Source organism: Novosphingobium sp. BL-S-34 (genome assembly GCF_056857015.1).
In genome coordinates this window covers 1,129,780-1,151,273 of sequence record NZ_CM166472.1, presented here as the reverse complement: position 1 = coordinate 1,151,273, position 21,494 = coordinate 1,129,780, and the positions used below count along the sequence as shown (strand labels likewise).

General features: G+C 61.3%; 20 protein-coding genes and 1 tRNA gene. 15 read left to right on the top strand and 6 right to left on the bottom strand.

From position 1 onward, the window contains the following. Positions 1-10: 10 nt before the first annotated feature. Positions 11-967: a hypothetical protein gene (locus tag AC1VV3_RS05290; RefSeq protein WP_431566744.1), complete on the bottom strand. Its 957-nt coding sequence runs from the start codon at positions 965-967 to the stop codon at positions 11-13. Between the two features lie 233 nt (positions 968-1,200). On the opposite strand from AC1VV3_RS05290, the gene aspS reads away from it, so the two are divergent. From aspS to mltG, 4 genes are all read left to right on the top strand, one after another. Then, complete coding sequence (gene aspS, locus AC1VV3_RS05285; protein ID WP_314465092.1) at positions 1,201-2,985, top strand: aspartate--tRNA ligase; 1,785 nt, start codon at positions 1,201-1,203, stop codon at positions 2,983-2,985. Between the two features lie 233 nt (positions 2,986-3,218). Then, positions 3,219-3,455 (top strand): acyl carrier protein, encoded by a 237-nt coding sequence (locus AC1VV3_RS05280; RefSeq protein ID WP_007013838.1) that lies wholly within the window; start codon positions 3,219-3,221, stop codon positions 3,453-3,455. 186 nt (positions 3,456-3,641) lie between these two features. Further along, complete coding sequence (gene fabF, locus AC1VV3_RS05275; protein ID WP_132263552.1) at positions 3,642-4,901, top strand: beta-ketoacyl-ACP synthase II; 1,260 nt, start codon at positions 3,642-3,644, stop codon at positions 4,899-4,901. Positions 4,902-4,920: 19 nt separating this feature from the next. Next, positions 4,921-5,901, top strand: coding sequence for an endolytic transglycosylase MltG (gene mltG, locus AC1VV3_RS05270; RefSeq protein ID WP_482962025.1), 981 nt, complete (start codon positions 4,921-4,923; stop codon positions 5,899-5,901). Between the two features lie 11 nt (positions 5,902-5,912). On the opposite strand, the gene AC1VV3_RS05265 is transcribed toward mltG, so the two are convergent. Then, on the bottom strand, positions 5,913-6,323 hold the full coding sequence (locus tag AC1VV3_RS05265) for a sugar transporter (RefSeq protein ID WP_431566745.1): 411 nt from the start codon (positions 6,321-6,323) through the stop codon (positions 5,913-5,915). 107 nt (positions 6,324-6,430) lie between these two features. Between AC1VV3_RS05265 and AC1VV3_RS05260 the strand changes: the two genes are divergently transcribed. The 4 genes from AC1VV3_RS05260 to AC1VV3_RS05245 all read left to right on the top strand — a co-directional run bounded on the left by AC1VV3_RS05260 (position 6,431) and on the right by AC1VV3_RS05245 (position 10,098). After that, entirely contained in the window at positions 6,431-6,973 is a 543-nt protein-coding gene (locus AC1VV3_RS05260; RefSeq protein ID WP_431566746.1) for a 2'-5' RNA ligase family protein, read from the top strand. A 108-nt stretch (positions 6,974-7,081) separates the two neighbouring features. Next, positions 7,082-7,158, top strand: a tRNA-Met gene (locus AC1VV3_RS05255). A gap of 201 nt (positions 7,159-7,359) precedes the next feature. Beyond that, positions 7,360-8,733 carry a tyrosine-type recombinase/integrase gene (locus AC1VV3_RS05250; RefSeq protein WP_482962024.1) on the top strand — a complete coding sequence of 458 codons (1,374 nt, stop codon included), beginning with the start codon at positions 7,360-7,362 and terminating at the stop codon, positions 8,731-8,733. A 273-nt stretch (positions 8,734-9,006) separates the two neighbouring features. Then, positions 9,007-10,098, top strand: coding sequence for a tyrosine-type recombinase/integrase (locus AC1VV3_RS05245; protein ID WP_482962023.1), 1,092 nt, complete (start codon positions 9,007-9,009; stop codon positions 10,096-10,098). Positions 10,099-10,175: 77 nt separating this feature from the next. Here AC1VV3_RS05245 and AC1VV3_RS05240 read toward each other — a convergent pair whose 3' ends face one another. The 4 genes from AC1VV3_RS05240 to AC1VV3_RS05225 form a co-directional block, all read right to left on the bottom strand. Next, positions 10,176-10,478 carry a HigA family addiction module antitoxin gene (locus AC1VV3_RS05240; RefSeq protein ID WP_482962022.1) on the bottom strand — a complete coding sequence of 101 codons (303 nt, stop codon included), beginning with the start codon at positions 10,476-10,478 and terminating at the stop codon, positions 10,176-10,178. After that, complete coding sequence (locus tag AC1VV3_RS05235) at positions 10,478-10,759, bottom strand: type II toxin-antitoxin system RelE/ParE family toxin (protein WP_482962021.1); 282 nt, start codon at positions 10,757-10,759, stop codon at positions 10,478-10,480. The genes AC1VV3_RS05240 and AC1VV3_RS05235 overlap by 1 nt, the downstream gene beginning before the upstream one ends. Before the next feature lie 134 nt (positions 10,760-10,893). Beyond that, positions 10,894-12,252 carry an McrC family protein gene (locus AC1VV3_RS05230; RefSeq protein WP_482962020.1) on the bottom strand — a complete coding sequence of 453 codons (1,359 nt, stop codon included), beginning with the start codon at positions 12,250-12,252 and terminating at the stop codon, positions 10,894-10,896. Further along, positions 12,249-14,441 carry an AAA family ATPase gene (locus AC1VV3_RS05225; protein ID WP_482962019.1) on the bottom strand — a complete coding sequence of 731 codons (2,193 nt, stop codon included), beginning with the start codon at positions 14,439-14,441 and terminating at the stop codon, positions 12,249-12,251. Before AC1VV3_RS05225 ends, AC1VV3_RS05230 begins: the two co-directional genes overlap by 4 nt. Before the next feature lie 767 nt (positions 14,442-15,208). Here AC1VV3_RS05225 and AC1VV3_RS05220 point away from each other — a divergent pair. The 7 genes from AC1VV3_RS05220 to AC1VV3_RS05190 all read left to right on the top strand — a co-directional run bounded on the left by AC1VV3_RS05220 (position 15,209) and on the right by AC1VV3_RS05190 (position 21,493). Beyond that, positions 15,209-16,672 (top strand): hypothetical protein, encoded by a 1,464-nt coding sequence (locus tag AC1VV3_RS05220; protein ID WP_482962018.1) that lies wholly within the window; start codon positions 15,209-15,211, stop codon positions 16,670-16,672. 3 nt (positions 16,673-16,675) lie between these two features. Further along, on the top strand, positions 16,676-17,173 hold the full coding sequence (locus tag AC1VV3_RS05215) for a hypothetical protein (RefSeq protein WP_482962017.1): 498 nt from the start codon (positions 16,676-16,678) through the stop codon (positions 17,171-17,173). A 345-nt stretch (positions 17,174-17,518) separates the two neighbouring features. Beyond that, positions 17,519-17,824 (top strand): hypothetical protein, encoded by a 306-nt coding sequence (locus tag AC1VV3_RS05210; RefSeq protein WP_482962016.1) that lies wholly within the window; start codon positions 17,519-17,521, stop codon positions 17,822-17,824. After that, a complete protein-coding gene (locus AC1VV3_RS05205) occupies positions 17,821-18,948 on the top strand; it encodes a HigA family addiction module antitoxin (protein ID WP_482962015.1) in 1,128 nt (375 codons plus the stop codon). Before AC1VV3_RS05210 ends, AC1VV3_RS05205 begins: the two co-directional genes overlap by 4 nt. A 10-nt stretch (positions 18,949-18,958) precedes the next feature. Continuing rightward, a complete protein-coding gene (locus AC1VV3_RS05200; RefSeq protein ID WP_482962014.1) occupies positions 18,959-19,453 on the top strand; it encodes a hypothetical protein in 495 nt (164 codons plus the stop codon). Between the two features lie 341 nt (positions 19,454-19,794). Beyond that, positions 19,795-20,697, top strand: a complete 903-nt coding sequence (locus AC1VV3_RS05195) for a hypothetical protein (protein WP_482962013.1) — start codon at positions 19,795-19,797, stop codon at positions 20,695-20,697. A 124-nt stretch (positions 20,698-20,821) separates the two neighbouring features. Further along, a complete protein-coding gene (locus AC1VV3_RS05190) occupies positions 20,822-21,493 on the top strand; it encodes a DUF6118 family protein (protein WP_482962012.1) in 672 nt (223 codons plus the stop codon). The last annotated feature ends 1 nt before the right edge of the window (position 21,494 follow it).

Genomic DNA, 21,494 nt, shown 5'->3' with positions numbered 1-21,494 from the left:
ACGAAATTGCCTATTTCTTGCGCCGCAGGCCTCCGAAAACCCTGTTCAGGAGGCTCGGACTCGTCTCTGCGTCGAGTTCGGCGATGCTTTCCTGGGTCACCAGTCGGCGGCGAAGCTGCGTGCCGGTGACGTGCAGGCCCGGCGGCGGCAGGTGCCAGGCCTCGGGCCAGGCTTCGGAATTGTCGCCGGGAATCGCCGGAGCCTGTTCGGCGGGGCGCTGGGCGTCTTTCGCCGGCTCGGACGGCGCCGCGGGAGGCGCGTTGCGGGGCGGCCCTTCGGCGGCGGCGAGCGCCGCTGCCTCGAAGCCCGGATAGCCGCCGTCGCTGCCGACGAGGAGGGCCATGGGCCGCGGCAGGCCCTCGGCCATGGCCGCGTCACGGATGGCCTGATGAGTCAGCACCGCGAGATGGCAGGCCCCGACGATGCAGGCACGCTGTTCCTCGATGGTGGCCATGCCGCTTTCGCAGAGTTTGCCTATCGCGGCGATCACGGCATGAAGGTCCTCCAGGCCGGTGACGTTCAGCGTGTCGCCATTGTCTTCCGCAGCGCCCTGCCACGCCGGGCTGTCGGCCCCGCAGGCCGCTGCCAGGTCGAGTCGGCCGGCGCGAGAGAACGGCCAGGCGCGGTCGGTATAGAAAGCGGTTTCGTAGAAGGGCCGCCCGGTTTCGCCCGGCCCCTTGCAGATGTCGATGCCGATCGCAGTGATCGGGTCTCCGGGCCGGTCGAGTTCGCCGATCCGCTCGATCAGGCGCGGCCAGTCGCTGACGGAAACGTCCTGCGCAGCGATGAACCGGAAGCGCGCGGGCAGGGGGAGGCCTTCGCCGCAGAGAAAGACGAGTTCTTCCTTGAGGCGGCGCGCGGCTTCGTCGGCCCGGCCCTCGCGGAGCATGGCCTCGATCGCGGTGCGGAACTGATTCTCCGGAATACCGTCGATCGTGACGGTGCCCGAAGCCTGCGCATTGTCCATGTGATCCATCGGCAAGACCCGTTTTGCAGATGGGTATGGACCCGCAATGGTTTATTTCAGGTTAGCGCCCGCGCGCCTGGTCGAGAGATAGGAACGGGAATCCACGAGGATTCCACAAGCCACCTGGCGCTGGACGCGCATGACGGTCCGATCTCTTCTGGAAATCGCCGCGCCACTCGACTAGGGGCCTCGGCTTGCAACTCAATTCCGATCAGAAGAAGCGCGAGCCCGCCATGACTCATCCCTATCGCTCCCATACCTGCGGCGCCCTGACCGCTGCCGAGGTCGGCCAGACCGTTCGCCTCTCGGGCTGGGTGCATCGCAAGCGCGATCACGGCGGCGTTCTCTTCGTCGACCTGCGCGACCACTACGGCATGACCCAGGTGGTTGCCGATACCGACAGCGCGGCGCTGGAACTGCTCGATTCGCTGCGCGTCGAATCGGTCGTGACGATCGAGGGCGTGGTGAAGGCCCGCACCGAATCCACGGTGAACGCCAACCTCGCCACCGGCGCGATCGAGGTCTACGCCCGTTCCGCAACGGTGATCAGCCGCGCCGAGGAGCTGCCGATGCCGGTGGCCGGCGAGCAGGAATATCCCGAGGATATCCGCCTGCGCTATCGCTTCCTCGACCTGCGCCGCGACACGCTGCACGCCAACATCGTCAAGCGCACCAAGGTCATCTCGGACATGCGCCGCAAGATGGAAGGCATCGGCTTCACCGAATATTCGACGCCGATCCTCACCGCTTCCAGCCCCGAAGGCGCGCGCGACTTCCTGGTGCCGAGCCGCATCCACCCCGGCAAGTTCTACGCGCTGCCGCAGGCGCCGCAGCAGTACAAGCAGCTGCTGATGGTCGCCGGTTTCGACCGCTACTTCCAGATCGCCCCCTGCTTCCGCGACGAGGATCCGCGCGCAGACCGTCTGCCGGGCGAGTTCTACCAGCTCGATCTCGAAATGAGCTTCGTGACCCAAGAAGAAGTCTGGGAAACCATGGAGCCGGTGCTCCAGAGCGTCTTCGCCGACTTCGCCGAGGGCAAGCCGGTGACGCCCGCGGGTGAATTCCGCCGCATTCCGCATGCCCAGTCGATGCTGGACTACGGGTCGGACAAGCCTGATCTGCGCAACCCGCTGATCATCAAGGACGTGACCGAGCATTTCGTCGAATCGGGCTTCGGCATCTTCGCCGGCATCGTCGCGAACGGCGGCGTGATCCGCGCGATCCCGGCCCCGGGCGCCGGCGCCGGCAGCCGCAAGTTCTTCGACGAGATGAACGTCTGGGCGCGCGGCGAGGGCTATTCGGGCCTTGGCTACATCAACATCAAGGACGGCGTCCCCGGCGGCCCGATCGCCAAGAACCACGGCGAGGAAAAGACCGCCGCGCTGATCGCAGCGCTGGGTCTCGGCCCGAACGACGGCGTGTTCTTCGCCGCCGGCAAGGAAGAGCAGGCCGCCAAGCTGGCCGGTCTTGCCCGCATCCGCACCGGTGAGCAGCTCGACCTGATCGACAAGGACCGCTTCGAGCTGTGCTGGATCGTCGACTTCCCGTTCTTCGAATGGGACGAGGACAACAAGAAGGTCGATTTCGCGCACAACCCGTTCTCGATGCCGCAAGGCGGCATGGAAGCGCTGGAGGGCCAGGACCCGCTGACGATCAAGGCGTTCCAGTACGATCTCGTCTGCAACGGCTACGAAATCGCCTCGGGCTCGATCCGCAACCAGTCGCCCGAACTGATGGTCAAGGCCTTCGAAATGGTGGGCCTGACCAAGCAGGACGTGGAAGATCGCTTCGGCGGCCTCTACCGCGCCTTCCAGTACGGCGCGCCGCCGCACGGCGGCATGGCGGCCGGCGTGGACCGCATCGTGATGCTGCTCTGCGGGGCGCAAAACTTGCGTGAAATCACGCTGTTCCCGATGAACCAGCGCGCCGAAGACCTGCTGATGGGCGCGCCGAGCCCGGCCGAATCCAGGCAGCTGCGCGAACTGCACATGCGTGTCGTGGAACCGCAGAAGAGCTGAGTTCGTTCGAATTTTTGCATGGCGGCGGGGCTTGCTCCGCCGCCTCAACCGTCACGATGCAGCCCCGTTTTCGGGAAACAATCTGGAAACAGGGACGCGTCGTGGATAAATCGGGCCATGACGCTTGTACGTCGTGATCCTAACTTGCGTGCGAGGCTTGCCAGCGCGGCCCCCAGTCATTAGGGCGGCAGGCGAGATTTCACACCTCGCGAATTTTTGAAGGGGTTTATTCAATGAGCGATACCGCCGATCGGGTTAAGAAGATCGTCGTCGAACACCTGGGCGTCGAAGCCGACAAGGTGACGGAAGAAGCAAGCTTCATCGACGATCTGGGCGCTGACTCGCTCGACATCGTCGAGCTGGTCATGGCGTTCGAAGAAGAATTCGGCGTCGAAATCCCCGACGATGCTGCCGAGAAGATCAGCACCGTCTCGGATGCCATCAAGTACATCGAAGAGAACAAGGGCTGAGCCCGGCTTTTCGGCTACTCTCGCGCAGGCCGGCCAGGTGTCGGCGCGCGGGCGGCTGTGATCCCGGTTCATAACCGGATTGAACTCGACAGGCTCGACCTCTAAGGGGGCGGGCCTGTTGCCGTTTCTGCAGGCTGGTTTGCACCGGCCGCATTTTCGGCCAAATTGCTTTTTCGGAGAGCATGAATGCGTCGTGTTGTCGTCACTGGACTTGGTCTTGTCACCCCGCTCGGGGCCGACGTGGAGACCGCCTGGGCCAACATCCTTGCGAGCAAGAGCGGGGCAGGGCCGATCACCCGCTTCGATGCCTCGGACCAGAAGTGCCAGATCGCCTGCGAGGTGAAGCCGGCCGACCACGAATATGGTTTCGACGCCAACAAGCGCGTCGACCACAAGGTCCAGCGCCAGGTCGATCCTTTCATCGTCTACGGCATCGACGCCGCGGGCCAGGCGCTGGAAGACGCCGGCCTCACCGACATGAGCGAGGAAGACAAGCTCATGGCCGGTTGCTCGATCGGTTCGGGCATCGGCGGTCTGCCGGGCATCGAGAGCGAATCGCTGGTGCTGGCCGAAAAGGGCCCGGGCCGCGTATCGCCGCACTTCGTGCACGGCCGCCTTATCAACCTGATCTCGGGCCAGGTCTCGATCAAGTATGGCCTCAAGGGCCCGAACCACGCGGTCGTCACCGCTTGCTCCACCGGCGCCCACTCGATCGGCGACGCCGCGCGCATGATCAAGGATGGCGATGCCGACATCATGCTGGCGGGCGGCGCCGAATCCACCGTCTGCCCGATCGGCATTGCCGGTTTCGCACAGGCCCGTGCGCTCAACAGCAGCTACAACGACCGTCCCGAACAGGCGAGCCGCCCTTACGACAAGGATCGTGACGGCTTCGTCATGGGCGAGGGCGCGGGCGTTCTCGTGCTGGAAGAGTACGAGCATGCCAAGGCGCGCGGCGCCAAGATCTACTGCGAAGTGATCGGCTACGGCCTTTCGGGCGATGCCTTCCACGTCACCGCGCCGGAGCCCACTGGCGACGGTGCCTATCGCTCGATGGCGATGGCGCTGAAGAAGGCGGGCATGACCCCGGCCGACATCGACTACATCAACGCCCACGGCACTTCGACGATGGCCGACACCATCGAACTCGGCGCCGTGCGCCGCCTGTTCGGCGATGACATCGGCGGCGTTTCGATGAGCTCGACCAAGTCGGCTATCGGCCACTTGCTCGGCGGCGCCGGTGCGGTGGAATCGATCTTCTGCATCCTGGCGCTGCGCGACCAGATCGTGCCGCCCACGCTCAATCTCGACAATCCGGACGAGGGCTGCGAGGGCGTCGACCTGGTGCCGCACGTCGCTAAGAAGCGCGAAGTGCGCGCCGTGCTGAACAATTCGTTCGGCTTCGGCGGCACCAATGCCAGCCTGGTGATGCGCAAGATCGACTGATCGAGAAGGACTGAAGGCGATGATGTCGCGGCGCAACTGGATACTCGTCGCGGCCATCGGCCTGGTGGCGGCGATCGCCCTGTGGTCCTTCGTGGGAGGCTGGTACGGATCCGGACCGCTCAAGAAGGACCAGCATTTCCTCGTTCCGGCAGGGGCCAGCCTCTCGGCCGTGGCGGAACGGATGGAAAAGCAGGGCGTGATCCGCAGCGCGCGCGGCTTCACGCTGCGTGCCCGCGTCTTCGGCGGCGGCAGCGGCAGCGGCATCAAGGCGGGCGAGTTCGCCATTCCCGCCCATGCCAGTGCTTCGCGCGTGCTGGCGATCATCTCCAGCGACGACATGGTCCGCCGCTTCGTGATGGTGCCCGAGGGCATGCCCTCGATCATGGTCTACGAGCGCCTGAACGCGCAGGAGCACCTCAGCGGCGACGTTTCGACGCCGAACGAAGGGTCCGTCCTGCCCGACAGTTATGCCTACGAAAATGGCGAACCGCGCGCGGCCCTGCTGCGGCGCATGCAAGGGGCCATGACGAAGACCCTGGCAGAGCTTTGGGCCAAACGCGCGTCCGGTCTGGTCGTCAAAACGCCGGAACAGGCGCTGATCCTGGCCTCCATCGTTGAGAAGGAAACCGGCAAGCCGTCTGAACGCGGCATGGTGGCGGGGCTCTACTCCAACCGCCTGCGCATCGGCATGCCGCTCCAGGCCGACCCGACGATCATCTATCCGATCACCAAGGGCAAGCCGCTAGGCCGCCGCATCCGCCAGTCGGAAATCCGCGCCGTCAACGATTACAACACGTATACGATGGCCGGTCTGCCCAAGCATCCCATCACCAATCCCGGCCGCGAATCGATTGCCGCCGTGCTCAATCCGGCGAAGACCGACGCGCTCTACATGGTGGCGGACGGTACCGGCGGGCACGTTTTCGCTGCGACCCTTTCGGAGCACAATGAAAACGTGAAGAAGTGGTTCGCGATCCGCCGGGCGCGCGGCGAGATCTGACGGCGCGGGCGCTACTTCAGCGTCCCGTCCGCGCGCTTGCGGCGGGCGTAGACCGTCGAAGCGAGGGCGACTGCCACGATCAGCAGTGGAAACACAGCGGAGGAAGGTCCCTTCGCACCGAGCAGGTGGAAGCCGAGGAAGGTCCAGCCGAACTGGATCACCACGGCGACAAGCGACAGCGCAAACAGGGCCCAGGCCCAGCCGCGCCGCATCAGCAGGACGACCGCGCCGATGGTGCCGCTCGACACGGCAACGGCGTAAGCCGCCCAGACCCAGCCGGGCATTGCGCGAAAGGCTTGCGCCTGCACCGGATCGCGCAGCGCAATCTCGTCGAGGTTGGCGGTCGCCTGCATGAGATAGGCGGCATCGCCCAAAAGATTCCACAAGAGTATGAGAACGGCGATGACCCGGAACTTTCTCATGCCCGCTTCCTTTCGCGCAGGACGGTGAATGGGCGATTTTGCCTTGGCGCCAAGGCCCTGACAACCGTTACGGCGGGGGAGGGCGCGGCAATGAAGGAGCAGACTGCATGAACCGCGAGGGTGAGGTCCTGCCGCCGGAGCGCAAGCCGAATGCGCCGCTGCTCGTCACGGCGGAACTGCCTGCCGATGTTCTGGACTGGGCGGACGGCCTGCGCCGCGCGCACTATCCTGCCGAACGGAACCGCCTTCGCGCCCACGTCACTCTGTTTCATGCCCTTCCGCCACGCGTGGAGGCCGAATTGTTGCAGGTCCTCGGGACGCTCGCCCGCGCAAGCAGGCCGCAAGCGCAGATCGCCGGCGTGATGAAGCTGGGCGGCGGCACGGCGATCGCCATCGAATCGCCGGAGATGGCCGAATTGCATGCTCAGATCGCAGAGCGCATGTACGGGCTGCTCACGGATCAGGACAGTCGACCCCTGCGGCTTCACATCACGATCCAGAACAAGGTGGAACCAGCCGCCGCCCGCGCGCTCCAGGCCGATCTGGAGCCGCGCTTGCGCCCGGTAACCTTCCGTTTCCGCGGCTTCGGCCTCCATGCCTGGGAAGACGGATTGTGGCGCCCGATCCGCTCGATAGCTTTTCGCGGCTAAAAGCATTTTTGGGTGTTGACCGATGGAAACCTTACCCCTAGAGGACGCGGCCTGCCCAGCAGCAATGCGAGGCACCGGATCTGGCCACCCACGCGGCGGCCCTGGTTTGGCGGAGTAGCTCAGCTGGTTAGAGCAGCGGAATCATAATCCGCGTGTCGGGGGTTCGAGTCCCTCCTCCGCTACCAATCCCGCTTTTGAGCGGTAATCCAGCTTTGTCCGCAGACATCCGGCAACGTCTTTTTTCAAAATAAAATCAGCCACTTACAGCGTTCACATTAGTGCGCTGGCGTCCGCTCGCGTCCATGCGGGACCGCCTACGTCGATTTGAATTGGGGGTGGAATTGGGGGTATTTTTGGCCGGCACCCCCAACAGGCGATACCCCCAGATGGCTCTCAAGGAACTCGAAGCGAAATATGCGGCCATAAGAAGCCGTGCGTACAAGTTGACGGACGGCGGCGGATTGCATCTGTTCGTGCAGCCAAACGGTTCGAAGCTGTGGCGGATGAAATACCGATTCGGCGGCAAGGAGAAGCTCCTGAGCTTCGGGAAATATCCCGACGTTCCACTCGCTGCGGCGCGGACCAAGCGCGACGAGGCAAGGGTGTGTCTTGCCGAGGGCCGTGATCCAGGGGTAGTGCAAGCCGAGGAGCAGGAGGTTGCGGAGCGCACCTTTGAAAAGGCGGCCCGTGCGTGGCACGCCAATCGTTCGGACAGTTTGAATGCCGCTCACGCCAAACGGGTACTGAGCCGGATGGAAAGCGATGTCTTCCCTGTGATCGGCCACCGTCCCCTTACTGAGGTATCCGTGACAGAGATCCTCGCGATGATCAGGAAGATCGAGGCGAGGGGGGCTCTCGATATAAGCCGGCGTGCCAACCAGTGCGTGAGCCAGGTCTATCGGTTCGCGATCGCAAACGGCTGGGCGCGCGAGAATCCGACCGTCCACCTCCTAGGTGCCCTCAAGCCCCGGCCGCGAGTGAAGCACATGGCGCGGGTGCCGCTCCATGAAGTGCCTGACCTCGTTCGTTCCATCGCCGGCTACGACGGTGAAGATGGAAGCAGAAGGCGTGATCGGACCCGCGACGCCATGATGTTCACCCTGCTGACCTGGGCCCGCACTGGTGAAGTTCGCTTTGCGGTCTGGAGCGAGATCGAGGATCTGGATGGCAGACAACCGGTGTGGAGAGTGCCCGCCGAGCGGATGAAGAAGCGGCGCGAGCATTTGGTGCCGCTGTCATCTCAGGCCGTCCTGATCCTCAGGCGGCGAAAGGAGCTGGCGAAGGCGACACCTGGCGGGTTCATCTTCCCTGGAGACCGAGCCGGGATCGCAATGTCCGAGAACACGATGCTCTACGGGTGCTATCGAATGGGATATCGCAGCAAGCAAACCATCCACGGTTTCCGGGCCTTGGGCTCGACCTGGGCGAACGAATCCCAGAACTATCGATCGGACTGGATCGAGTTGGCTCTGGCTCACGCGGAGGATGACACCGTTCGGGCCGCCTACAACAGCGCGCAGCATCTCGCTCAAAGAAGCCGGATGCTTCAGGACTGGGGCGACTATGTCGATAATTGCGGTCGGCCGGAGAACGGTATCGAAACTTCTTCCGGCGCAGACCGAAATGAAATTTCCGACAACCAAGTGACTGGACCGGAGGGCGGAGAGCCCCGGGTGATTCTGCGGGTTGTCGGGCAGGACCGAAAAGCCAGCGACAATGTGATCAAATTCCCCATGCGTTCCCGTTGTCCTAGGAATTGAAGAGGGTTCGGGTGGAGAAGATGACTGAAATGATGCCCCTCATGTGTAGCTGCCGATACCTTTTGTTGAGCGGCCGCTCTCTCCGCCAGGGGACAATCCCACCACATCACGATTGAGTCTCATAAATCCAACGATTTCCTCAGTTTATGCCCTGATTCGCATCCCACTCCATCGCACGGCGTCCGATTCGTTTCGTGGGAAGAAATGTGGGAAGGTTTTGGCATGGGAAAACTGTCCACAACGAGCGTTAGAGCAGCCATTCGGCCGGGGCGAATGGGTGACGGTGACGGCCTGTACCTTGTCGTCCAGCCAGGCGGTTCAAAGAGCTGGATATGCCGGGTACAGAAGCATGGGCTGCGGCGAGATTTCGGTCTCGGCAGCGCTTCGAAAATTTCGCTCGCGACCGCCAGGGAGATGGCGAGAGAAATCCGAAGCTGGATGGAGATGGGCCTCGACCCCATTTTCGAACGCCGCAAGGCTCAGGGCATACCGACTTTTCGTGAAGCAGCTGCCAAGGTGATCGCCGCCAACGGCAAGACCTGGCGCAACGAAAAGCACGCGGCGCAGTGGTCCAGCACATTGGAAGCCTATGTTTTCCCACATATCGGTGATCGGCAGGTCAGCGAGATCACAGGTCCGATGATTCGCAATCTCCTCTCGGAGATTTGGCTCTCCAAGCCCGAGACCGCTCGCCGTGTTCGCCAGCGGGTCGGCGCCATTCTCGATTGGGCGTATGCCTCGGGATTTCGCGAGACCGAGGCTCCGATGCGGGCGATCACCAAGGGGCTTCCGCGTCAGCCCAAGAAGGACGGTCACTTCGTCGCGATGCCCTATGACAAGGTCCCGGCGTTCCTGCGCCGGCTCCCTGAGCGCGAAACGTTCAGTCGGCTCGCCTTGCAGTTTGCGATCTTCACCGCCGCTCGCGCAGGCGAGGTGCGGGAGGCGAAATGGAGTGAGATCGATTTCGATACCAAACTCTGGACTGTTCCCAAGGAGCGCATGAAGGCCCAGCGTGAGCACGTGGTGCCGCTGAACGATGGGGCCTTGAGAATTCTACGGCGGTGTCTCGAACTGAGGCTCGGGGAGGCGGCCCTGATCTTCCCCGGGTCTCGGCCAAAGTCCCCCTTGTCCGACATGACTCTTTCCAAGCTGCTCAAGGAAATGCGCGAACCCTACACGCCCCACGGTTTTCGCTCGTCGTTCCGGGATTGGGTTAGCGAGGAAACCCAGCACCCCAGCGATGTGGCTGAGGCGGCGCTTGCCCACGTGGTGAAGAGCAAGACCGAAGCGGCCTATCGTCGAGGCAACCTCCTCGAGAAGCGCCGTGTGATGATGGAGGACTGGAACGCATTCTGCACCAGATAGCTCTTCGCTCAGCTCATGGCGCAAAGCCGGAGGTTTCTGTGCTTCCAGCAATAGCCCAAAAAAGTCCGTGACGCCGATCAGGCGGCCTTTGAGATACGCTCGACGACGAGCTCGTCCGCGTGCTCGCGCACTTGGGCAAGATCGTAGGCAGTCTGCATGCGCATCAACGTTTCGGCAGAGACCCCAAACCCCTTTTCGAAGCGCATTGCCATCTCGGCCGACAATGCGGCCTTGCCGTTGAGTAAGTTGCTCATTGCCACGCGCGTCACGCCCAATGCTGTGGCCGTGGCCTGAACCGTGAGGTGATACGGCTCCACGAAGTTACGCCGGAGCCAAGGGCCCGGATGCGTGAAGATCGAAGGGTGAACATTGATCGCCATCAGTGGTAGTCCTCCAGATCGAGGTCGCCGATCGTCTGCTCGTCGACCTTCGTGAATGTCAGGCGCCAGTTCCGCGTCACGGTCATGGCAAATGCGCCGGCCCGATTGCCGCTGAGGGCATGGAAGCCGAAATTGGGAGGGATGGTGAGTTCGCTGAACTCACTGACCGCGAGAATGTACTGGATCATATCCCCGATGCGTTCGACCTCGATCATTCCCTTCGTCTTCCCCGTTTCGAGGAATTTACGCAGGCTCTTGTGAGCGACGCTCTCGATTTCCACAGTGATTGTATAGTGTGGGTTTACGAATATGTAAAGCTTAGCTTTACGGATTTGGAAGAGAGTTCACTCCCATCCCGCGTTCTGGTATGCCGATGCCTGCCTCATGACGGTCGATTGTATCTGGGATGACATCGCTATTGCAGAGGGGGAACGGCGTCGGCGTATGTTCCGCAACCGCGATCCAGGCGGTTGTTTGCGGGTATAGCAACGCCCGAAAGTTGGCGTTCTCCATCGAGCACTAATCGACGAAGATGGGCCTGAAAATCCGAAGACCGGTGCTCGATTGGAACGGTGGCGATATCGAGGCGATCTGCGCCGGGCGGGATGCCTCGAGTATCAACGCGGAGCTCAACCTCGCCAGGAATGGCAGGATAGAGGAGGGTCATGCGCGAGCAGGCGTAGAGGCGGGAATAGGCCATCATCTGATACAGATCCGCATGCGCAACACCCTTCGCCGCATGTTTCCACTTGGTATCGATCACGCCGACGACACGGCGTCCACGCTTTACCAAGATATCCGGGCGGGTGGGGTGACTTTCGCCAACCACTGTCTCACCATCTTTCCACGGTCCCAGGCAATAGGCGAAGCCCCCCTGCGCGACAACATCAAGCCCCGTTTCAGCAAGCGCGCGGCGCAGCTGCACTGCCACATAACGTTCGAACAACACGTTCATCGGGAACAGCAAAGTGATTCCATCCGGAGCGCGCGCATCGGCATGGGTCTGCTGCCACCGACCATCAAGCAACAGCCGCGCCAGATCAAGTAAGGTACGCCATCGTCGGCTGGATCGGTCGATGCGCACCTGGCTCCAGGGCAGCAAGCAAAGGGCAACATCGCGCACGTCCGCTAGCAAGAAACGCAGCTCCGCCAACTTGCGCTGTGTGGCGGTGGACCGAGCATGCCGCGCTAGAAGCATTACGCATGCTTTCATCACCTGCATCAGCGGCGTATCGCTATCGAGCGCATCGAAGCGACAGGCGAGCCGGTCGGGTCGGACCGCGTGCACAGTAAACTGGCGCACCACGTCCAACCGTCCGCGCACAGCGCGCAGGTCATCCTCATGCATTCGGTAGTTCCGAGGGAGGCCATGGCGTACTTCCGCCAGCAGACGATCGGCAAACAGCGTAATAAAGACTTCGAGCAGCGAATTTGCGCGATGGGCCATCGCAGCAGCTTCCCCCGAAGAAAGATTTAGGCCCAATGCCACGTCGAGCATGTGGACTAGCCGAGCACGTACGCCGCCTACCTCCTCGACACCGCCCTCGGGATCGACCTTGGGCAGGATCTCAAGACTACAATCGCCCCCTGCGATCACCCCGACCATCTGTCGGGCGCGAAGGAAGCGGTGGTGGTCACAGAGAATGTCCGTGCCATCGGCCCCACCGAGCGCATGCCGTCGCGCGGCAGAAAGCAGCGAATCGGCCTGGTGTCGGGTAAAGCCGCCATCCCCAACCGCGATCCGGCCCCATTCATTGATCGTGAAGTGGGTCACTCCGCAGCCTCGACAAGCGTGACTCCACTGGACACCTCGGGACCGGACTTGCCGACCAAGAGATCATATGCATTGGGCGCGAACTCGCTCCGCATGGTCCAGCTCTCGCGCTCTTCACCTCCCTGTCCGGTCGGATCGCGAAGTTTGCGGCAATTAAGGAAGCCGCCACCTTTGTCGTGAGCTTCGCCGAGCACCGCCGCGACACGGCTCCAGTCCTCGAAAAAATATTCCTGGAGGAGCGGGATCACCTTATCCCGCATCGTTGCATCGATCGCAGCCCTGTCCTTTCCGCCGTCGCCGAGGAAGAAAGCGTGGCCGATACGATGCTCGCGGTCGATCAGATATTCGATCCGGTCGTTCATTGTCTCCAATACCCGACGCAATGGGACACCGTCGGTGGTGAGAGGGAGTTGCGAGGGATCGGGTGCAATCTCACGAAACTGAAAGCGGCGCCGCAGCGCGGTATCGAGCAGCGCGACCGATCGGTCGGCGGTGTTCATCGTTCCAATGATGTGAAGATTTTGGGGGACCGAGAAGGATTCCTTTGAATAAGGTAGCCGGACCTCAATGGCATTGGGCAGGCCCGCGCGCTTGTCGGGCTCGATTAGCGTGATCAGTTCGCCGAAGATCTTCGAGATATTGCCGCGATTGATCTCGTCTATGATAAGGACATACGGCTCAGATTTTGCAGTACCGGCGCCGGTCACCTGGCTGTTGATGTAGCTCTCGAGTGCCCGAACATTCAGATCGCCGGGCGTGAGCTCGTAGACGGCGCGCATCGAGAACTTCTTGGCATAGACATCTTCGACGGGTGCTCCTGCCTTGTCGATCCACAGCCAGTTCGCCTTGCGTCGGTGCGAATAGACCCCGCTTTCGCGCGGCGCATATTCGTAATCGCCCGTCACTTCGCCGATGGCGCGAAATTTCCCGTTTCCCTTCGACACGACAACCAGATCGCCACGCCTGATCCAGTTGCGAAAGATCAGAGGGCATTGGACGCGCCCGGTGAATGCCGTGGGCTCGGGCCGATCGTTTTCCGGGTGCTCGCGATCGTAGTCGCGACAGGCCGTGATCAAGGCATCGCGACGCTCAAAGCGCGCGTCGCTCCAGTCCACATCGTCGTAGCCCAGGAGAACATGGCCCTGGGCAAGAGCTTCCTCGAAGAGATAGTCATCCTCGGACCGAGCGGCCTCTCCGATGGACAGTTTGAAGACCTGCCGATCGCCTATCGCGAATTGGCCGCCACCACCGCGACTTGCGGCCGCCCGGTGGGCGATCCGACGGAAGAGGCCTTCTTCAGGCACGAGCGAAAACCCAGCCGAGACGACAGCGCCACTCTCGGTTTCCAAATCGCCTTGCTGAGGACGCAGCCCCTCGACGAACTCCTCATAGCTGTAGCTCTGATGGAAGGTGACAAAATCGATCCGTCTGGCGTCAAGCAACTCGCGATATCGCGCCATTAGCGCATCGCGATCTGCAGGAGCGGTGCCGTCGCAGAGTATCACCGCTTCTTTTGCCGTTCGCCATGTCTTGCCAGTACCTGGAGGGCCGTAGAGGATTAGATTGACGGCATTCTGCTGGCGGCATTCCATTTCTGCGTTTCCCTGAATGTCCAAAAAGCTCTCCATCGCCTTGCCCTTTCGGATTTCGAAAGCGAGCTTTGCGAGATGGCGCCGAGCTTCCGTACCGTTGCAGTTCTTGCCATCCAGGGGCGCGCCATTAGGCATGAACTGATGAGCAACACCGAAGACGGCCTTGGATGGATAGAGGGTGTCATCGCGAACGACCCAATAATCGATGTCGGTTCCAAATCCGTAAGTTTCTAGGAACGCGTCCAACCCCACGGCCGCACACTCATCGATAGCCTTGTTTACGGCATCGACATCCGGCCTCGGTCTCCCTTTGTCGCCACGATAGCGCCTGTAATAGTTGACCGTAGTCCGCAAATTGCTCAGATCACGATAGAGGTCGCTCGACAGCGGCACCTTTGAAGGATTGGGACGGCTCTGCGCCTTGTCGGTGGCCGAATAGCGCAAGCTCATCATCACGGAATCCAGCCGGTCTTCATCGTAGAGCTGGTCCAATTCTCCGTAGGCTTTGGCTAGCTGACGTGCTTCGGAGAGCTTGGTTGCGACAGTATTCGGGCTGTAGTTTCCCTCAAGCCATGCGCGAAATCCTACTTCGTTCACATTCTGCTCCAAATATCTCGAGATCACTTGAAGGCCGCCGCCTGCGCTTTAATCTCGCCGCCGCAGCGCACATGGCGCTGAGCGTGCAAGGATGGCGGTGGCGCGCTCGTGTTTGCTGATTTCCGGGACTAGATTCCCTCGGAAAGTGCGGGCTTGGCGGACGACTTCAATTCGCTCAAGCAAGGGCCGGGGGCGCGTGACCGCGACTTCGAAGCTGTCGAAACAGGCCTGTGATCGAAAGAATGGCGCTCAGCCAACACGCTGAGAGGTGCTACCCATTCGTTATATTCTTTCGTGAACAAGAAATTGCTGCCCGCTGCCCCCATTCCCACAGCATACAGGCGGCGGTGTGGATCTCAACGGTGCTGAGCGGATAAGATAGCCTGCTTCCTGGCAGTTTCTGACCGGGTCTTTCATTGCCGAAGACCAGCTTTTGCGAGCATCAGCGTCCGTTGCAATCGCAAGCGCTCGCAAATGCATATATGAAGGCTCGTCTAACATTACAGCGTCGTTCCAACATCGGTGATGTTAAGTAGCCGTTTTGATGTTGGAATGGCACGCGTCTCGACCGTCCGGTTTTGGCGGATCAGTTTTTGCCCGGCATGGCCTTTTGCGCGTCGCCAACCATAGCCCATCGTCAAGCTAACCACGATTCGGAGGGTGAGTACGTCCGCGCCCTTGTTTCGTGGTCGTCAATCTGCCGAAAGCGCGGCCCCCGATCGGATAGCCCTCGGGGAGCCATATCAACACTTCGGAATAATCACTTCATGCCATCGAATTCACGCGGCGCGGCAACCGTCGCCGCCGGCGCCAAGAAGCGCGGCGTCGCCCGCAAGATTCCAAGCGAATGTCCTATACCGCAACCGCACGAGTGGATTGATCCACCCGGCTTTGCAGAGGCCCTTCGCCTTCACTTGGTGCGATACCAGGAGTCCTATCTACTGCTTCACCGAGCGGTGACCCGGCCCGGCGAGACATTCGATCCAGCCACCTTGAAGGGCTGGTGCTCCGGCAAGAGGACGCCGCGAAACGCCGCCAGCTTCAACGTGCTTGCGCGAATTGAGGCGCGTTACGCGCTGCCCAAAGGCTACTTCAAGGCAAAGCTGCCCCACCAGGCCCGCGCGCCAGTGGGTTTGAACCTGGACGGCATACCACGCCCGGAGCAGCGCCGGCTGGCCTGGCATCTGCCCGATGACTTCAACGCCCGCCCGCTCGCGGAGCGACACGAAATTCTGAACTGGGTTCGCACCGTCGTGATATCCGGGGCCACGGAGTATCGCCGTTATCAGGCAGAGGCGATGAAGAATCGTTACGGCCTTTGTTTTCCTTCTCTCACTGGTCGCAAGCCACAGACGAAGTCTGTGCCGCTCTCCCGGGATGAGGGTGCCGTTGATTGTGATGACGAGGTCTTGCTGTCGAACAAGGTTGCGCCACCAGCTCTGACTGCCGAGATCACGCAACTGGTGCGTTTCAAGTCGGCTACGTTGACCGACATCGGCTTCCAGCGAAGCGGTGTGTGGAACGAGGAAACGACGGCCATGCGGCTGGAGCACCTTGGACTGATGTTCGGTGCGATGGTTGCCTCGCCGAAAGGGGCGATCGGCGGGCTCGGCATACCGCTCCGCCATTTGACCTTGGCGATGCTCGTCATTCCCCGACTTTGGGACTGGTACATCCAGTGGCGTGAGAGGCGGCGCGGCTTCTTCACGCGGTGGGAAGTCGACATGCTTCGTAACGGCATGGCGTTCACTCGCGAGGAAACTGGTTGGCTGCGCCAGATGTCGCCGCTTGCCGAACGGCTTGTGCCGATCGAGGGCATCGTCACGGAGGATGAGATCGATGCGTTGCGTGCCGATAGGCCAGCGGCGTGCAACCGCTTCCATTCTCATGCTTCCGCGCGGGCCAAGGAGATCGAGCGTGTCGCCCGGGGCCACCGCGATCCGTTCGAGCCAATCCTGCCGGTGCTCGAGGCGGACAGTCCGGTGGGGGAGTACCGCAAGATCGCCGACGAAATCCTGCGGCTCGCGCCCGATGCCAACAGGCATCCGCGCGCGGCGGCAGAGGCGGCGCTTTCGTTCCTGCTCATCCGCCTGGGATTGCACCTGGGGCTGCGTCAGAAGAACCTGCGGCAGCTTCTGGTCTGCCCGCGCCATCAGGCGCCGAGAACCGAGCGTCAGTTGGAACTGCTGAAGCGCGGCAAAATCCGGTGGAGCGAGCGTGAGGGCGGCTGAGAAGTGCTCATCCCGGCCGTTGCGTTCAAGAACGCCGGCTCTTCCTTCTTCGGTGGACGTCCTTTCCGGCTGGTCTTGCCTGATCTTGGCGATCTCTATCGCCATATCGACCATTACGTCGGTCGGCATCGCGCGGTGCTGCTGGGCGGAGCCGAAGATCCCGGCACGTTCTTCGTGAAACCGGCAAAGGTCACGTCGCGAGATGCTGCCTATGACAGCAACACGTTCTATGAAGCCTGGCGGCTGGTCATCCAGCGATATGGGATCTTCAATCCTTATACCGGCCGAGGCGCCATTGCGGGACTGCTTCCCCAGGGGCCGCACAACATTCGCGATGTGCTTGCCACGCATATCCTGAAGCAGACAGGCTCGTTCGAGCGGGCAAGCTATGCGATCCAGGACACCCCTGAAATGGTAGCGAAGCACTATGGACGGTTCCTGCCGCAGGACAAATCTGCACTGGCTGCGCAGATTCTCAATCAGGTCTGGATGGCGGCATGATGACGGCCGCCCCGTGCTGTGCACGGCCGCCCACTATTTCGCTGACGCTCAACCGAGACGCCTGCAGCGTCTCGCCGGCATAGCCGTGACTATCGCTGGCGGGGCGGGACGCTGTCCGCGTTCCGTCAGCGGGCGCCGCGCCTTCTTGGTTTTCTCAGAATTTTCTGGCCTTTCCGGCGATCAATTCGTGTTGGATTCAATTGTACTCGCGCGGAGCTCTGAGCCGCTAACGAAACGCGAGAATGCGATAGGATAAAGCCACCTCAACTTACCGATTGTCAACGCGACTTAACGGCTTGCGTTAAGTCGCGTTGACAATATCACCGCAACTGGTATCTGGCAGCCATGGAGATTGAGTTCGCAAATGAGCGCTTAGCTTTGATTGAGACGGAGGGTGCTGCTGAAACCTGCCTTCCGGTCGCTGTGATTCAAGCCGCGCGTCAACGCCTCAGTGTCATAAGGGCGGCGCCCGACATGCGGACGCTGCATAATTGGAAAAGTCTAGGTTTGCAGCCGCGCTCCAACATGGCGGATCATCTTGTGATCTTACCGTCACAATGGGCGATGGTTGTCCGTATTGAAGAAAAGAATAGTGTCATGACGGTGGTCGTTACAGCAGTAGAGCAGAAGCTGCGGGGGGCAGTGGCATGAGCATAGGTAAACAAGTGGCGATTGATCCTCCTGGAGTCTTCATCAAGGCGGAGCTTGAGTTTCGTGGATGGTCTCAGCGCGATCTAGCGTTCATAATGGGGCAGACTGAGCAGCAACTTAACCCTCTCCTTTCCGGAAAGCGTGGTATCACGCCGGATATGGCTCGGTTGCTCGGGGATGCCTTCGATACATCGCCACAGTTCTTCCTCAACCTCCAGGCCAGTTACGATCTTCAGAACGCCAAAGAACCAGATCCGGCAGTGAAAACTCGGGCCGAGCTCCAGGCTCGTTTTCCTGTGCGTGATATGATACGCCGGGGCTGGGTACAGGACAGCGAAGCTTCACTCCTCAAGCTCCAGATGGATCGCTTTTTCGAGGTGGCGAATGATGACGCTGTAAGCGGGGTTGGTTTTGCAGCCAAACGCACTCATTACGATACCACTCCGCCGCATCAGCTTGCTTGGGTTTTCAGAGTGCGCCAACTCGCAAGGCAGATGGAAGTTGGGTCATTTTCCGTTGATAAACTTCAGGGCATTCTCCCGAAACTGCAGAGTCTGATGGTTGATCCAGAAGCGGTCGCCTCGGTCCCTGGTCTTCTGGCAAGCTGTGGCGTTCGCTTTGTGCTGGTTGAGGTTTTGCCCAGCGCAAAGATCGATGGCGTTTGTACTTGGTTGGACGACACCTCCCCGGTCATCGGGATGTCGACGCTTTATGACCGGATCGATAACTTCTGGTTCGTTCTGCGACATGAGATCGAACATGTGCTCCAAGGGCATGGCAAATTGTCAATCGGCATGATCGACAATTTGAGCGGCGAAAGTACAGGCGATCCCGCGAACGAGGCTGACGAGGAATTAGTCGCAAATCAGGCTGCCGCTGATTTCTGCGTACCGGCCGCGAAGATGGCCTCATTCTATGCCCGCAAGCATCCCTATTTTTCTGAGAGAGATGTGGTCGGATTTGCCGCAGTTCTTTCGGTTCATCCAGCAATGGTGATCGGCCAGCTGCAGAAAAAAATGAAGCGATACGATTATCTACGAAAATATCAGGTTCCGATCAGGCGTTACCTCCTCAAGGAGGCTGTTAGCGACGGCTGGGGCAATACGGCCGAGGCACAACTCTAAATAAGGTTGCATGGTAGTGGCGACGTTTAAGGAACAAATGCAGACGATCTTTGACCGGTTCACCGCTGAGGTGCGTTCCGATCCCGTCTCGCTTGACGAGGTCGCGGCGTGGGCCATCGATAATGGTCTGTACCGACCTGAGCCGCGTGACATCGTGAAAATCTGTCGGGATGCCCTCGCAGACAGCCTCCGCCAGGAAAAGCGGGTCGATGGAAAAGGACGTAAGTATCGAGCCAAGCACTCGGTGAGGCAGTCGATCGGTGGTCAACAGCTGAGCCTTTGGGCCGACATCGACACCGCGCCGAGGTCCTTTATGGAGAAGTCCTTTGGCCAGCGCCGTAAGGCAATTGTGGATGACTGCTTCCAAATCAAACAGGACGTCGCTCACTTCAATGATGAGCATCCGGAGGATCAGCCCATCCAGATGGTCATCGACTTCACAGACGACGTTGCGGAAATGGAAGCTGCGGCCGGTCAAATATCGGGTGATGAGGAAGCCGCATAAGGGAAGCGGTTGAAGAAGGTGTCGTCATACAATTGAGGCGAGGAACGGCGGATTTCAGCCGCGTTTGATTGCGATTTCAGCGACTCCGCAGAAATTGCGACAATATACCACACCGATCGTCCCATCTCAGTTGTCGTAGTATTTTTCGCCGCGCGGACCGAAGCTGGCCGCCCCGTGCTGGGCGCGGCCGCGCTCTATTTCGCTGACGCTCAACCGAGCCGCCTATTGTGTCTCGTCGGCATAGCCGTTGCGATCGCTGGCGGGGCGGGACGCTGCGCGAGGCCGGCGAACTGGGCGAGGATGTCGCGCTCAAGGTCGAGCGCGGTGAGCGGGCCTTCCCCGTGGGCGACCGCGACATGTTCTTCCGCAACGAACGCAGCATGGGGGTGAAGAACGGATCGCTCGGCACGCTGCGCAGCGTCTCGCCCTTCAACATGGCGGTCACGCTCGACGATGGCCGGTCGGTGGCCTTCGATCTCAAGGACTATGCCGACGTCGATCACCGTTATGCCGCGACGATCCATAAAACCCAGGGGATGACGGTGGACCGGGTGCAGGTCCTCGCCACGCCCGGGCTCGATCGGCACGGCGTGTACGTGGCGCTGTCACGTCATCGGGCTCAGGTCGATCTCCACTATGGCAAGGATGACTTTGCCGATCGCTCGAAGCTGGTGAGGGCACTCAGCCGCGATCGGTCGAAGGACATGGCCTCCGATTACGGTCCCGCTCGCGAAATGAAGCGCGAGCCGCAAGCCGAGGTCGTCATCAAGCGCGATCCCTTTGCCGGGCTTCGGCTCAAGGCGCCTTCGGCCGAGCCGGCGCGTGCCAATCCGCTGGAGGCGGCGGTCGAGCGCTATGGGCGAGCGATGCAGGATATCACGAAGATGCACCGGCAAGGGCTGAGGCCCATCACCCACCAGCTTCAGGCCTTGGAGCGCGCCGCCGCCGAACTCGATGGGCAGCGCGAGTATGGAGCGCGCGATCTCCATGTGGCGATGACCAAGGATCTTTCGCTGGTCGACGAGAGCGCCAAGGGGCGCACCGCGCGGACCATGCAGGCGATGATGATCGAGGGCCAGCTACGGGTCGAAGGCATGAGGCGCCGACAGCTTCGTCGCCGAGTGGCAGGCGAAGACGCGGCAGTTCCAGCGCCTGCGGAAGCTCGGCGACGACGTCGGGGCAGAGCGTGTGGCGGAGCGAATCGATTACCTGGCCAAGAGTTTTCAGCGCGATCCCCAGCTTGATCCCCTGCTTCGCCAGCGCTCGAATAGAGGCATGGCATCGTCTGAGAACGATTCGCTGTCTCGGGATGTCCAGACCTGGTTAGACCGCTCGCGTTCGCGGGGAATTGGGATTTAGGCTGGTCGAATGACAGATCCCACCTCCGAAGAGCTTGATCCCGCCAACGCGTTCCAGGCTATGGACCGACGCCTGGCAGGATTGACTGCTGCCGTCGACGGCCTCGCCGTCAAACTACAGGAGATGCATGGACGCGACTACAGTCCGGAGCTGGCCAAGATCGAGGGGCAGTTCCAGAAGGTGCGCGGCGCGGTGAAAAATTTCATCAAGCTGCCCGCCATGGCGCTGACACCGGAGAAGATCGCCGCGCAGATCGAGGCGGCGGGGAGGAACGGGCGCCAAGCTGGTCACCAGGCCGGGGAGCGGGCGCAGAGTGACCTCCGGACCGTCGCGGAATCCATTGGTACCGTTGTCCTCTCGGCTCGCGAGGAGCAGGAGCAGACCAAATGGATGACCATAGTGGCCGGTGCGACGCTTGTTGTGGGATGCTTTCTGGGGGTGGTCGGTCGGGACACAGTTCCTCGGATTGCGCCCGAGCACTGGCATTGGCCGGAGCAGCGGGCTGCCGATATGCTTGGGCGTGACATGTGGAGCGCTGGCGAGCGGCTTTTGGAAGTGGCCGATCCGGAAAGGTGGCAGAAGATAAAGATCGCAATGCGCTCAGTCGAGTATCAGACGGCCGATTCAGCAAAGTCTGCTAATCGAAAAGCCAAGGCGCAACGACCTCGCGCGTCGGAATGAC

Coding starts and splice junctions, on each gene's coding strand:
- AC1VV3_RS05290 (WP_431566744.1), bottom strand. CDS start 967: ATGGACAATGCGCAGGCTTCGGGCACCGTCACGATCGACGGTATTCCG.
- aspS (WP_314465092.1), top strand. CDS start 1,201: ATGACTCATCCCTATCGCTCCCATACCTGCGGCGCCCTGACCGCTGCC.
- AC1VV3_RS05280 (WP_007013838.1), top strand. CDS start 3,219: ATGAGCGATACCGCCGATCGGGTTAAGAAGATCGTCGTCGAACACCTG.
- fabF (WP_132263552.1), top strand. CDS start 3,642: ATGCGTCGTGTTGTCGTCACTGGACTTGGTCTTGTCACCCCGCTCGGG.
- mltG (WP_482962025.1), top strand. CDS start 4,921: ATGATGTCGCGGCGCAACTGGATACTCGTCGCGGCCATCGGCCTGGTG.
- AC1VV3_RS05265 (WP_431566745.1), bottom strand. CDS start 6,323: ATGAGAAAGTTCCGGGTCATCGCCGTTCTCATACTCTTGTGGAATCTT.
- AC1VV3_RS05260 (WP_431566746.1), top strand. CDS start 6,431: ATGAACCGCGAGGGTGAGGTCCTGCCGCCGGAGCGCAAGCCGAATGCG.
- AC1VV3_RS05250 (WP_482962024.1), top strand. CDS start 7,360: ATGGCTCTCAAGGAACTCGAAGCGAAATATGCGGCCATAAGAAGCCGT.
- AC1VV3_RS05245 (WP_482962023.1), top strand. CDS start 9,007: ATGGGTGACGGTGACGGCCTGTACCTTGTCGTCCAGCCAGGCGGTTCA.
- AC1VV3_RS05240 (WP_482962022.1), bottom strand. CDS start 10,478: ATGGCGATCAATGTTCACCCTTCGATCTTCACGCATCCGGGCCCTTGG.
- AC1VV3_RS05220 (WP_482962018.1), top strand. CDS start 15,209: ATGCCATCGAATTCACGCGGCGCGGCAACCGTCGCCGCCGGCGCCAAG.
- AC1VV3_RS05210 (WP_482962016.1), top strand. CDS start 17,519: ATGGAGATTGAGTTCGCAAATGAGCGCTTAGCTTTGATTGAGACGGAG.
- AC1VV3_RS05205 (WP_482962015.1), top strand. CDS start 17,821: ATGAGCATAGGTAAACAAGTGGCGATTGATCCTCCTGGAGTCTTCATC.
- AC1VV3_RS05200 (WP_482962014.1), top strand. CDS start 18,959: ATGGTAGTGGCGACGTTTAAGGAACAAATGCAGACGATCTTTGACCGG.
- AC1VV3_RS05190 (WP_482962012.1), top strand. CDS start 20,822: ATGACAGATCCCACCTCCGAAGAGCTTGATCCCGCCAACGCGTTCCAG.